Raw genomic sequence first — 14,383 nt, forward strand, 5'->3', positions numbered from 1 at the left:
CCAGGAGCGGACGCAGATGCGCAACGAGGACAAGCTCCGTGACTACCTCAAGCGGGTCACGGCCGATCTGAAGCTGGCCAACCGCCGCCTGCACGACGTCACCGAGCGCCGCGCCGAACCGATCGCCGTCGTGTCGATGAGCTGCCGGTTCCCCGGCGGGGTCACTACCCCGGACCAGCTGTGGGACCTGCTCGCCGAGGGCCGGGACGCCGTCTCGCCGTGGCCCGCCGACCGCGGCTGGGATCCGGACCTCTACGACCCCGACCCCGAGCGGATCGGCCGCAGCTACGTCCGCGACGGCTGCTTCCTGACCGACGCCGCCCAGTTCGACCCGGCGTTCTTCGGGATCTCCCCGCGCGAGGCCGTGGCGATGGACCCGCAGCAGCGGCTCCTGCTGGAGACCACCTGGGAGGCCTTCGAACGCGCGAAGCTCGACGCGGCGGCCCTCCGCGGCAGCAAGACCGGCGTGTTCGTCGGCGCCAGCAACCAGGGCTACGCCGGGGGCATGGTCACCGCGCCCGAGGGCCTGGAAGGGCTGCTGCTGACCGGCGGCTCGGCCGCCGTGCTGTCCGGCCGGCTCGCCTACACCTTCGGGCTGGAGGGCCCGGCCGTCACCGTCGACACGATGTGCTCGTCGTCGCTGGTCGCCCTGCACCTGGCGGTGTCCGCGCTGCGCAACGACGAGTGCACGATGGCCCTGGCCTGCGGCGCGACCGTGATGGCCAACCCCCGCAACTTCGTCGAGTTCAGCCGCCAGCGCGGCCTGTCCGCCGACGGCCGCTGCCGCGCCTTCTCCGCCGACGCCGACGGCACCGGCTGGGGCGAGGGCGTCGGCGTCGTGCTGCTGGAGCGGCTCTCCGACGCGCGCCGCAACGGCCACCCGGTGCTCGCGGTCATCCGCGGCACCGCGATCAACCAGGACGGCGCGTCCAACGGCCTGACCGCCCCCAACGGGCTTTCCCAGCAGCGCGTGATCGAGGCTGCCTTGGCCAACGCGCGCCTGGCGCCCGAGCAGGTCGACGTCGTCGAGGCGCACGGCACCGGCACCAAGCTCGGCGACCCGATCGAAGCGCAGGCCCTGCAAGCCACCTACGGCCGCGACCGCGAACGGCCGCTGCTGCTGGGCACGGTCAAGTCGAACATCGGCCACACCCAGGCGGCCTCCGGCGTCGCCGGCGTGATCAAGATGGTCCTCGCCCTGCGGGCGGGCGTCCTGCCGAAGACGCTGTTCGTCGGCGAGCCGACCCCGCACGTGGACTGGTCCGACGGTGCGGTTTCGCTGCTCACCGAGCAGCAGGAGTGGCCCGAGACGGGGGCGCCGCGCCGGGCCGGGGTGTCGTCGTTCGGCGGCAGCGGTACCAACGCGCACGTCGTGCTGGAAGGCGTCACCGAGGAACCCTCTGACTTCGAAGAATCCACTGTGGACACCGCGGTGTGGGTGCTGTCGGGGCGGTCCGACGCCGCGCTGAAGGCTCGCGCGGCGGAGCTGGCCGAGCTGACGGACGCCAACCTCGCCGACGTCGGCTGGTCCCTGGCCCGGACGCGCTCGGCGTTCGAGCACCGCGCCGCCGTGGTCGGCCGGGACCTGCCCACGCTGCTCGCGGGCGTCCGCGAGATCGCCGAATCCGGCACGGCCGCGGGCGTCGGCGGCGAGGCCCAGGCCGTGGGCGGCACCGTGCTGGTCTTCCCCGGCCAGGGTGCCCAGTGGGCCGGGATGGCCGTGGACCTCCTCGGTGAATCGCCGGTGTTCGCGGCACGGATGGCCGAGTGCGCCTCCGCTCTGGAACCCTTCGTGGACTGGAAGCTGACCGACGTCCTCGGTGACGCGACGGCCCTCGAACGCGTCGACGTCGTGCAGCCGGTTTCGTGGGCGGTCATGGTGTCGCTCGCGGCGCTGTGGGCGGCCCACGGCGTCACGCCGGACGCCGTCGTCGGGCACTCACAGGGCGAGATCGCGGCCGCCGTCGTCGCGGGTGCCTTGTCCCTGGACGACGGCGCCAAGGTCGTCGCGCTGCGCAGCAAGCTGATCGCCGCCCGGCTGGCCGGCCTCGGCGCGATGGCGTCGGTCGCCGCGCCCGAAGCGCAGGTCGAGGCGCTGCTCGCGGAGGGTGTCTCCATCGCGGCGGTCAACGGACCCGCCTCCGTGGTGATCTCGGGCGAGATCGCCGCGGTCGAGGAGGTCCTGGCCCGCGCGGAAGCCGAAGGACTGCGGGTACGCCGGATCCCGGTCGACTACGCATCGCACTCCGCCGTGGTCGAGGTCCTCGAAACCGAACTGCTCGAAGCCCTGGCGGACCTCGAACCCCGCGCCCCGCGGGTCACGTTCGTCTCCAGCGTCACCGGCGAGACCGCCGAGACGCTCGACGCCGCCTACTGGTACCGCAACCTGCGGCAGCGCGTGCGCTTCCAGGACGCCACCGAGACCCTCATCGCCGAAGGACACCGGTTCTTCGTCGAGTCGAGCCCGCACCCCGTCCTCGGTGGCGGCCTCCAAGCGACCCTCGACGACGCGCTCGACCCCGGCGCGGCCGCCGTCGTCGGCACGCTCCGGCGTGGCGAAGGCGGCTTGACGCGGTTCCTGACCTCGCTGGCTCAGCTGTGGACGCAGGGCCAAGACGTCGACTGGACGGCCGTCTACCCGGACGCGCGCCCGGTCGCTTTGCCGACATATCCTTTCCAGCGGCAGCGCTACTGGCTCGAGACCCCCGTCGAGACCGTGGCCGCGGCCGACGCGGAGTTCTGGGCCGCCGTCGAGGACGGCGCTCTCACCGGGGAGCTGGGCGTCACCGCCGAAACGCCGTGGCAGGAGGTGCTGCCCGCGTTGGCGGACTGGCGCCACCGCCGTACCGAGCTGTCCACAGTGGACCAGTGGCGGTACCGGATCACCTGGCAGCCGGTCGCCGAGCCGGTACCCGCGTTGGCGGGGACCTGGCTGGTCGTGCACGCGCCGGACGTCTGCCTCGACGCCCTGGAGAAGGCGGGCGCGGTCGTCCGCACCCTGCGCGTCGAGGAGTCCGACGACCGCGCGTCACTGGCCGGGCGGCTGCGGTCCGAGACCGGCCTCGCGGGCGTGCTCTCGCTGCTCGCGCTGGACGAGAACGAGCAGGCGACGCACCCGGTGCTGCCCACGGGTCTCGCCGCGAACCTCCTGCTCTCCCAGGCCCTCGGCGACGCCGGGATCACCGCGCCGCTGTGGCTCGCGACGCAGGGGACGGCCGTCGTCGTGCCCGGCGACGAGGCACCGAACCCGGGCCAGGCCACGACGTGGGGCCTCGGCCGGGTCCTCGCCCTCGAGCACCCCGACCGCTGGGGCGGCCTGGTCGACCTGCCGGAGACCCTCGACGAGCAGGCCGCGGCCCGGCTCTGCGCCGTCCTCACCGGCATCGGCGACGAAGACCAGCTGGCCGTCCGCGAGTCCGGGCTGTACCAGCGCCGCTTGCGCCGCGCGCCGGTCGAGGGCACCGCCCCCGAGTGGCGGACGAGCGGCACCGCGCTGATCACCGGCGGCACCGGCGGGCTCGGCGCGCACGTCGCCCGCTGGCTCGTCGGCCGCGGGGCCGAGCACCTCGTGCTCACCAGCCGCCGCGGTCCCGACGCACCCGGGGCTGCCGAGCTGCGCGAAGAACTGACGGCGCTCGGTGCCGAGGTGACGATCGCCGCGTGCGACGTCGCCGACCGCGAGGCGCTGACTTCGCTGGTCAGCGGCCTGAAGGACGTTCGCACGGTGGTGCACACCGCCGGCGTCGGCCTGCTCGCCCCGCTGGCCGACACGACGTTGCCCGAGTTCGAAGAGGGTGCCCGCGCGAAGCTCGCCGGCGCCCGTCACCTGGACGCGTTGTTCGGCGAGGCCGACCTCGACGCGTTCGTGCTGTACTCTTCGGTCGCCGGCGTGTGGGGCAGTGGCGACCACGGCGCGTACGCCGCCGCGAACGCCTTCGTCGACGCGCTCGCCGAGAGCCGCCGCGCCCGCGGGCTGGCCGGCACCTCGGTCGCCTGGGGCATCTGGGCCGGCGACGGCATGGTCTCCGACGTCGTCGCCGACCAGCTCAAGTGGCGCGGGATCCCGTTCATGGCCCCGGAACCGGCCCTGCTCGGGCTCGGCCAGGTGCTCGACCACGACGAGCCGTTCCTGGCCGTCGCCGACATCGACTGGGAGCGGTTCGTCCCGGTCTTCACCGCCGCCCGCCCGCGGCCGCTGCTGTCCGAGGTGCCCGAGGTCGCGGCCGTGCTGGCCGCCGAGTCCGAGGTCACCGAGGAGCAGACCGGTGCGGCGGGCGTCCTGCGCGCCAAGCTGTCCGCGCTGTCCGAAGTGGACCAGGACCGCGAGCTGCTCGCGCTGGTCCGCAAGCACGCGGCCGCCGTACTGGGCTACGCCGGACCGGAGGACGTCGACTCCTCCCGCGCGTTCCGCGAGCTGGGCTTCGACTCGCTGACCGCGATCGAGCTGCGGAACCGGCTGACCGCCGCCACCGGCCTCAAGCTGTCCGCCACCCTCGTGTTCGACTACCCGAACGCGACGACGCTGGCGCGGCACGTCCGCACCGAGGTCCTCGGCACTCCGGCGGCCGCGGTGGCGACGGCGGTCACCGCGACCGACGAGCCCCTCGCCATCGTCGGCATGAGCTGCCGGTTCGCCGGTGGCATCGGCAGCCCGCAGCAGCTGTGGGACCTGATGATGGCCGAGGCCGACGCCATCGGCGAGTTTCCCGGCGACCGCGGCTGGCACCCCGGCACCCTCTACGACGCCGACCCCGACAGCGCCGGCCACAGCTACACCCGTGCCGGCGGGTTCCTCTACGACGCGGCCGAGTTCGACCCGGGCTTCTTCGGCATCAGCCCGCGGGAGGCCCTCGCGATGGACCCGCAGCAGCGCGTCGTCATGGAAGCCTCCTGGGAGGCCTTCGAAGACGCCGGGCTCGACCAGGCCGCCGTCCGCGGCAGCCGCACCGGCGTGTTCGTCGGCGCCAGCGGCCACGACTACGGCCAGCGGCTGCGCGAGGTTCCCGAAGGCGTCGAGGGCCACCTGGTCACCGGCGGCACCGGCAGCGTCACGTCCGGCCGCGTCGCCTACACCTTCGGGCTCGAGGGCCCCGCGGTCACCATCGACACGGGCTGCTCGTCGTCGCTGGTCGCCCTGCACCTGGCCGGCCAGGCACTGCGGTCGGGGGAGTGCGACCTCGCGCTGGCCGGTGGCGTCGCGGTGATGTCGACCCCGGCGCCGTTCGTCGCCTTCAGCCGTCAGCGCGCGCTGGCCGCGGACGGCCGCAGCAAGCCGTTCTCCGCCGAGGCCGACGGCATGGGCCTGGCCGAGGGCGTCGGCATGCTGCTCGTCGAACGGCTTTCCGACGCCCAGCGCAAGGGCCACCGCGTGCTGGCCGTGGTCCGCGGCACCGCCACCAACCAGGATGGCGCCTCCAACGGCCTGACCGCGCCGAACGGCCCGTCGCAGCAGCGCGTGATCCTCTCCGCGCTCGCCGCGGCCGGCCTCGAACCGTCCGAAGTGGACGCCGTCGAGGCGCACGGCACGGGCACCACCCTCGGTGACCCGATCGAGGCCCAGGCCCTGATGGCCACCTACGGACGTGAGCGGGAAGCGCCGCTGTGGCTCGGCTCGGTCAAGTCGAACATCGGGCACAGCCAGGCCGCCGCGGGTGCCGCGGGCGTCATCAAGATGGTGCTGGCCATGCGCCACGGCGTCCTGCCGCGCTCGCTGCACTCGGAACACCCGTCGCCGCACGTCGACTGGTCCGTCGGATCCGTCGAACTGCTCACCGAGGCCACGCCGTGGCCGGACAAGCCCGGACCGCGCCGCGTCGGCGTGTCCTCGTTCGGCGTCGGCGGCACCAACGCCCACGTCGTCCTCGAACACGACCCCTCGCCCGAACCCGTCGTCGAACGCGAGCCGGTCACGGGACCGGTGCCGTGGGTGCTTTCGGCCCGCTCGGCGGCCGGGCTACCCGCGCAGGCCGCGAAACTGGCCGCCGCCGCGGCCGCGGACATCGCGGACATCGGCCGGTCCCTCGCTTCGACGCGGACCGCGTTCGAGCACCGGGCCGTGGTGCTGGGCGACGACCGTGACGCGTTGCTGGCCGGGCTCGCCGACCTGACCACCGGGACGCCGAGCGCCTCGGTGGTGACCGGGGTGGCTTCCGCGGTGGGGCGGACGGTGTTCGTGTTCCCCGGCCAGGGTGCGCAGTGGGCCGGGATGGCGGTGGGCCTGCTGGACTCGTCGCCGGCGTTCGCCGAGCGGTTCGCGGAGTGCGCGGCCGCGCTCGAATCCTTTGTGGACTGGTCGCCGTTCTCCGAGCTGCGCGACGGCTCGCTGGACCGGGTCGATGTCGTGCAGCCCCTGTCGTGGGCGGTGATGGTCTCCCTCGCCGCGCTCTGGCGGTCGCACGGTGTCGAGCCGGACGCCGTCGTCGGGCACTCCCAGGGCGAGATCGCCGCGGCGGTCGTCGCCGGGGGACTGTCCCTGGTGGACGGTGCCCGCGTGGTGGCGTTGCGCAGCAAGGCGATCGCCGCCGGGCTCGCGGGTCGGGGCGGGATGGCGTCGATCGCGCTGGACGCGTCTCGCCTGGCCGCCCTGCTCGACGACCGGATCTCGATCGCGGCGTTCAACAGCCCGGCTTCGACGGTGGTCTGCGGTGACCCGGTGGCGTTGGAAGCCCTGGTCGCGCGCTGCGTGGCTGACGGCGTCCGTGCTCGCGTGATCCCGGTGGACTACGCCTCGCACTCGGCGCACGTGGAAGCGATCGAGGGCGAACTGCTCGACGTGCTCGCCGCGGTCGAGCCGCGGACCGGCGACGTCCCGTTCTACTCGACGGTGATCGCCGAGCCGATCGACACGGCGACACTGGACGCCGGGTACTGGTACCGCAACCTGCGTCAGCCGGTCCTGTTCACCCAGACCATCGAAGCGCTGGCGGCGCGCGAGCACACCGTCTTCGTCGAGGTCAGCCCGCACCCGGTCGTCACGTCCGCGATCGCCGAAGCCGTCCCGGACGCCATCGCCACCGGCACGCTCCGGCGCGGCGAGGGCGGCCTGGCGCGGTTCCGCACGTCGCTGGCCGAGCTGCACGTCCGCGGCGTCGACGTCGACTGGGCGCCGGTGTTCCCGGGCGCCGCGACAATCCCGCTGCCCACCTACGCCTTCCAGCACCAGCGCTACTGGCTGGACGCCCCCACCGGCGCCGACGCGCTGGGCGACGAGTTCTGGGCCGCCGTCGAGCAGTCCGACTTCGGGGCACTCGCCGCCTGGCGCGCGAAGCGGCACGCCGGGTCCACTGTGGATGGCTGGCGGTACCGGGTCGAGTGGACGCCGCTCACCGTCGCTACCGACACCACCGTGGCGGGCTGGCTCGTCGTCGGACCCGACCCGCACGGCCTCGCCGACGGCCTCGGTGCGCGGCCGCTGGAGCTACCGTCCGAAGTGGACCGTGAGCGGTGGGCCGAGCTGCTCGGCGAGGCGGGACCGTTCCAGGGCGTGCTCTCCCTGCTCGATGGTCTCGTCCCGAACCTGACGCTGCTGCACGCTCTCGGCGACGCGGGCATCGACGCGCCGCTCTGGTGGGCCACCAGCGGCGCGGTCAGCACCGGCGCCACCGACCCCATCCGCGCCGCCGGACAGGCCCTGACCTGGGGCTTCGGCCGGATCGCGGCCATGGAGTACCCCCAGCGCTTCGGCGGCCTCGTCGACCTCCCGGCCGAGCTGGACGCCCGCGTCTTCACCCGGCTCGCCGCCATCCTCGGCGCACCCGGCTTCGAAGACCAGGTGGCCGTCCGGGCTTCCGGCGTCTTCGGCCGCCGGCTGGTCCGCGCGGCTCCGGCCCGCGAGACGGCGACGCCGTGGCGGGCCTCCGGCACCGTGCTGCTCACCGGCGGCACCGGCGGGGTCGGCCCGCACCTGGCCCGCTGGCTCGCCGGCGCCGGGGCCGAGCGGCTGGTCCTCACCAGCCGGCGCGGTCAGGACCTCCCCGAGCTGACCGCCGAGCTGGCCGACCTCGGCACCGAGCTGACCGTCGCGACCTGCGATGTCGCCGACCGCGACCAGCTGGCCGAGCTGCTGGAATGCCTGCCGGATCTCACCGCGGTGGTACACGCTGCCGCGGTGCTCGACGACGGCGTCCTCGACGGGCTCACCGACGAGCGGATCAGCGGCGTCCTGCGCCCCAAGGCCGACGCCGCGCGGCACCTGCACGAGCTGACCGCGGACCGCGACCTCTCGGCGTTCGTCCTGTTCTCCTCGCTGGCGGGCACGCTCGGCGGGCCGGGCCAGGCGAGCTACGCCGCGGCCAACACCTACCTCGACGCGCTCGCCCGCGAACGCCGCGCCGCGGGTCTGCCCGCGACGGCCGTGGCGTGGGGCGCGTGGGCCGGTGGCCGGGGCGAGGGCCTGGCCGCGCAAGGCCTGCCCGCGATGGCGCCCGAGCTGGCCGTCCTCGCCCTGCAGCAGGCCCTGGACGAAGACGAGACCGTGCTCGCCGTCGCCGACATCCGCTGGGCCCGCTACCGCAGGACCCTGGCCCAGGGCCGGCCGAGTGCCGCGCTGCTGGGCATCCCCGAAGCGGCGGCGCCGGAAGCTCCCGAAACCGGGTGGGCCGAGCGGCTGGCCGGGCTGAGCGAGGACGAGCAGCAGCGGCTGGTCCTGGAGCTGATCCAGGCCCAGGCCGCGGTGGCGCTCGGCTACCCCGGACCCGAGTCGATCGAGCCGGACCGCGCCTTCCGTGACCTCGGCTTCGACTCACTCACCGCCGTCGACCTGCGCAACCGCCTCGGCGAGGTCACCGGCCTGCGGCTGCCGGTCACGCTGGTCTTCGACCACCCGACCGCGGTCGTGCTCGCCGGGCACGTCCGGCGTGAGCTGGTGGGCGGCGCGGACGACACCGTGGCCGAAGCCGCCGCCCCGGTGGCGGCGGGCACCGACGAGCCGATCGCGATCGTCGCGATGTCCTGCCGCTACCCCGGTGGCGTGACCGATCCCGACGCCCTGTGGCGGCTCGTCGCCGACGGCGTCGACGCGGTCGGCGAGTTCCCGGCCGACCGCGGCTGGGACGTCGAAGGGCTCTTCGACGCCGACCCGGACAAGCCCGGCACGTTCTACACGCGCGGCGGCGGCTTCCTGCACGACGCGGCGGAGTTCGACCCCGCGTTCTTCGGGATCGCGCCGCGCGAGGCACCCGCGATCGACCCGCAGCAGCGGCTGCTGCTGGAGACGTCGTGGGAGGCCGTCGAGCGCGCGGGCATCGACCCGGCGCTGCTGCGCGGCAGCCGGACCGGCGTGTTCGTGGGCTCCAACTACCACGACTACGGCTCCCGGGTGCGGCACGCGCCCGGCGAGTTCGAGGGGCACCTGGCGACCGGCAGCGCGGGCAGCGTCGCGTCCGGCCGGATCGCCTACACCTTCGGGCTCGAAGGCCCGGCGGTCACGGTCGACACGGCGTGCTCGTCGTCCCTGGTCGCGCTGCACTGGGCGGTCAAGGCCCTGCGTTCCGGCGAGTGCGAGCTCGCGCTGGCCGGCGGCGTCACGGTGATCTCCTCGGTCGACACGTTCGTCGAGTTCAGCCGGCAGCGCGCGCTGTCACCGGACGGCCGGTGCCGCGCGTTCTCCGCGGACGCCGACGGCGCGGGCTGGGCCGAGGGCGTCGGCATGGTGCTGGTGGAACGGCTGTCCGACGCGCGCCGCAACGGGCACCCGGTGCTCGCGGTCGTGCGCGGCAGCGCGGTCAACCAGGACGGCGCGTCCAACGGCATGACCGCGCCGAGCGGGCCCGCGCAGCAGCGCGTCATCCGCGCGGCACTGGCCGACGCGGCACTGACACCGTCCGATGTGGACGCCGTCGAGGCGCACGGGACCGGCACCACGCTGGGCGACCCGATCGAGGCGCAGGCGCTCATCGCGACCTACGGTCAGGACCGGGAACGGCCGCTGTGGCTGGGCTCGGTGAAGTCCAACATCGGGCACACCCAGGCCGCGTCCGGCATCGCGGGTGTGATCAAGATGGTGCAGGCGCTGCGCAACGGCGTCCTGCCGCGGACGCTGCACGCCGAGACGCCGTCGCCGCACATCGACTGGTCCGCCGGGCAGGTGCGGCTGCTGTCGGAGCCGGTCGAGTGGGCCGCGAACGGCCACCCGCGCCGCGCGGCGGTGTCCTCGTTCGGGGTCAGCGGCACCAACGTGCACACGATCATCGAAGAGGCCCCCTCAGCGGCCGATCCGGTGGAAGCGGTGACGTCGCAGCGGTTCAGCGTCTGGCCGGTGTCGGCCCGGTCCGAAGCCGCACTGCGCGGCCAGGCCCGGCGCCTGCTGACCTTCACGGAGTCCGAAGTGGACACCGCTGACGTCGCCCGTTCTTTGTCTGCCCGCGCGAAGTTCGCGCACCGCGCGGTGGTCGTCGGCGAGAACCTCGGCGAACTGCGCGACGGACTGGCCGCGCTGGCCGCGGACCGGCCCGCCGCCGGGCTGCGGCAGCACACCGCGCGCACCGGGCGGACGGCGTTCCTGTTCACCGGGCAGGGCGCGCAGCGGCTCGGCATGGGAAGTGAGCTGTACGAGCGGTTCCCGGTCTTCGCCGATGCCTTCGACGCGGTCTGCGGGCACTTCGACCTGCCGCTGCGCGACGTCGTCTTCGGTGACGACCCGGCCCGGCTCGACCGGACCGGCTTCACGCAACCCGCGTTGTTCGCCGTCGAGGTCGCGTTGTTCCGGCTCCTGGAGTCGTGGGACGTCCGCGCGGACTTCCTGGCCGGCCACTCGATCGGCGAGCTGGCCGCGGCGCACGTCGCCGGGGTGCTTTCGCTGGCCGATGCGGCGAAGCTGGTCGCCGCGCGCGGCCGGCTGATGGAGGCGCTGCCCGAGGGCGGGGCCATGGTCGCGATCGCCGCTCCCGAAGCCGAGGTCGTCCCGCTGCTCGACGAGCGCGTCTCGCTGGCCGCGGTGAACGGGCCCGAAGCCGTCGTCGTCTCGGGTGAGACCGAAGCCGTGCTGGCCCTCAAGGAGCACTTCGCGGCGCTCGGCCGCAAGACCAAGCGGCTGGACGTCTCGCACGCGTTCCACTCGCCGCTCATGGACCCGATGCTCACCGAGTTCGCGGCGGTCGCGGCGGGGCTCACCTATCGGCAGCCGCGGATCCCGGTCGTGGCGACCGGCGACGTCGCGACGCCGGAGTACTGGGTGCGGCACGTGCGGGAGGCCGTCCGGTTCGCCGACAGTATCCGCCGGCTGGCCGACGAAGGCGTGAACCGGTTCGTCGAGCTGGGCCCGGACGCGGTGCTCGCCGCGCTCGTCCCGGACTGCGCCGGACCGGCCGAGCTGAGTGTGGGATCGTTGCTGCGCAAGGGACACGACGAAGAACGGTCGCTGCTCGTCGCGCTCGCCGGTCTGCACACCGCCGGCGCCGACGTCGACTGGGCCGCGGTGCTCGCCGGCGGCGGGCACGTCGAGCTGCCGACGTACGCGTTCCAGCGCGAGCGGTATTGGCTGGACGTCCCGGCCGTGACCGGCGACGTCACCGGCGCCGGGCTCAGCGCACCGGACCACCCGCTGCTGGGCGCGGCGGTGTCGCTGGCCGGTTCCGACGGCGCGTTGTTCACGAGCCTGTTGTCGGCGACCAGCCACCCGCTGCTCGCGCAGCACGTCGTGCTCGGCAGCGTGCTGCTGCCGGGGACGGCGTTCATGGAACTGGCCGTGCACGCCGCCGACCAGGTCGGCTGCGAACGCGTCGAGGAGCTGACCCTCGCCGCACCCCTGGTGCTGCCGGAGACCGGCGGCGTCCGGCTGCAGGTCGCCGTCGGCGGCCCCGACCGGTTCGGCACCCGCTCGATCGACATCTACTCCCGCGCCGGCGACGCCATGGAGGACGAGCCGTGGACCACGCACGCCAGCGGCACGCTCGCCGCGACGGCGGCCCCCGCGGCCGGTGACCTGACCGGGACCTGGCCGCCGGCCGGCGCCGAGCCGATCGACCTCGACGGGCTCTACGACCGCATCGCGGCCAACGGGTTCGCCTACGGGCCCGCGTTCCAGGGGCTGCACCGCGCCTGGCGCGCCGGCGACGAGATCTTCGCCGAGGTCGACCTGCCGGACGAGGAGCGGGCGGAAGCCGAGCGCTTCGGCCTGCACCCGGCGTTGCTCGACGCGGCTCTGCACACCGTGGCCCTGCGCGACGAAAGCCGGGCGGTGCTGCCGTTCGCGTGGTCGGGCGTGACCCTGCACGCGGGTGGCGCGTCGGCTCTGCGCGTGCGCGTCACCGGGCAGGGCGACGACACGGTGGCCCTGGCGGTCGCCGACCAGGACGGGCTGCCGGTGGCCACCATCGGTGCGCTGACGCTGCGGCCGGTCTCGGCCGAGCAGCTCGACGTCGCGCGCTCGGCGTACCACGAGTCGCTGTTCCGGGTGGGCTGGGTGATGGCCCCGATCACCCCGGTCAGCCACTCGGCGGCGGAACGCTGGGCGGTCGTCGGGCACGACGTCGGCGTCCGCGTCACCAAGGCCCTCGGCACGGCCGGCGTCCCGGTGGAGTCCTACCCGGACTTCGACGCGCTCGGCGCGGCCGTGGCGGCGGGTGCCCCGGTGCCCGAGGTGGTCGTGATGACCAGCGGCCCGCAGGAGGACGAAGACGTCGCGCGGGCGGTCCGGACGGCCACGCACGGCGCGCTGGAGCAGGTGCAGGAGTGGCTGGCGAGCGAGCGGTTCGCCGGTTCGCGGCTGGTGTTCGTCACCCGGGGCGCGATCGCGACGCGGGTCGGCGAAGGCATCACCGACCTCGCGACGGCGGCGGTCGTCGGCCTGGTCCGCTCCGCGCAGTCGGAGAACCCCGGCCGGTTCGTGCTGGTCGATCTCGACGACCGCGAAGTCTCCTACGCGGCGCTCCCGTCCGCGGTGGCCTGCGGCGAGCCGCACGTCGCGGTCCGGGTCGGCGCGATCCAGGTACCGCGGCTGGCGCGCGTCCCGGCCACCAGCCCGGCGCCGGTCCCCGAGTGGGACCCCGAGGGCACGGTGCTGATCACCGGCGCCACCGGGACGCTGGGCACGCTCGTCGCCCGGCACCTGGTGACCGCCCGGGGAGCGCGCAGGCTGGTGCTGACCAGCCGGCGCGGACCGGCCGCGGAAGGCGCCCGCGAGCTGGTCGACGAGCTGACGGCGTGGGGCGCGGACGTCACCATGGCGGCTTGCGACGTCTCTGACCGGGACTCGCTGGCCGCGCTGCTGGCCTCCGTGCCCGCCGAGCATCCGCTGACCGCGGTGGTGCACACGGCCGGTGTCCTCGACGACGGCGTCGTGTCGGCGCTGACGACCCGTCAGCTGGACACGGCCCTGCGGCCCAAGGTCGACGCGGCGTGGCACCTGCACGAGCTGACGGCCGGGATGAACCTGGCCGGGTTCGTGGTGTTCTCGTCGCTGGCCGGCACGTTCGGCGGCACGGGCCAGGCGAACTACGCGGCGGCCAACGCGTTCCTCGACGCGCTGGCGCACGTGCGCCGGGCGCAGGGGCTGCCGGGGCTGTCGCTGGCGTGGGGCCTGTGGGCCGAGCGCAGCGGCATGACCGGCAAGCTCGGCGAGGCGGATCTGTCCCGGTTGGCACGCGGCGGCGTCGAGCCGATGCCGTCGGAGGAGGGGCTGGACCTGTTCGACGTGGCCTGCACCCTCGACGAGGCGGTCCTGCTCCCGGTGCGGCTGGTGGTGGAGGCGATGCGCGACCGCGTCGGCGAAGACGCGATCCCGGTGATCCTGCGCAGCCTGATCCGCACCCCGGTCCGCCGAGCGGTCCGCGCGACGACGGCCCCGGCCGACCCGGTGGACAGCCTGACCCACCGCCTGGCGGGAATGTCGGAGGCGGAGCGCGACGGAGCATTGCTGGACCTGGTCCGCACGCACGCGGCCACGGTGCTGGGCTACGCGGGCCCGGACGCGATCGAGCCGGACCGCGGGTTCTTGGAACTGGGCTTCGATTCGTTGAGCGCGGTGGAGCTGCGGAATCTCCTGGGCGCGGCCACGGGGTTGCGCCTGCCGGCGACGCTGCTGTTCGACTACCCGTCGACCACGGTGCTGGTGGGGTACTTGAGGTCCGAGCTGGTCCCGGACGTCCCGGCGGCGATCCTCCCGGCGCTGGCGGAGCTGGACCGGGTGGAGTTCGCGTTGCCGGAGCTGCTGGCGGACTCGTCGGCCCGGGCGACGTTGGGTACGCGGCTGCAGGAGCTGCTGGCCCGGGTGAACGGCGCCTCCGCAACGGTTACCGCGGTGGAGGAGAAGCTGGAGTCCGCGACGGACGACGAGATGTTCGCCCTGATCGACGAGCTGGACCTCGACTGAGCCGGTCTGCCGCGGCTGGTCGTGAGTGGGAAACAGTGTTCTAACCCTGTTTCCCACTCACGACCCCGCCGGGCG

1 protein-coding gene is annotated in these 14,383 nt (G+C 74.4%); it reads left to right on the forward strand.

The features are described from left to right. The first annotated feature begins 16 nt into the window (after positions 1-16). Positions 17-14,308: a type I polyketide synthase gene (locus tag AA23TX_RS28490; RefSeq protein ID WP_155547360.1), complete on the forward strand. Its 14,292-nt coding sequence runs from the start codon at positions 17-19 to the stop codon at positions 14,306-14,308. Positions 14,309-14,383: the final 75 nt, after the last annotated feature.

The sequence above is a fragment of the Amycolatopsis camponoti genome (genome assembly GCF_902497555.1).
GTDB classification, from domain to species: Bacteria; Actinomycetota; Actinomycetes; order Mycobacteriales; family Pseudonocardiaceae; genus Amycolatopsis; species Amycolatopsis camponoti.

Excerpts from the sequence above, each read along its gene's own strand:
- AA23TX_RS28490 (WP_155547360.1), top strand. The coding sequence starts at position 17 with ATGCGCAACGAGGACAAGCTCCGTGACTACCTCAAGCGGGTCACGGCC.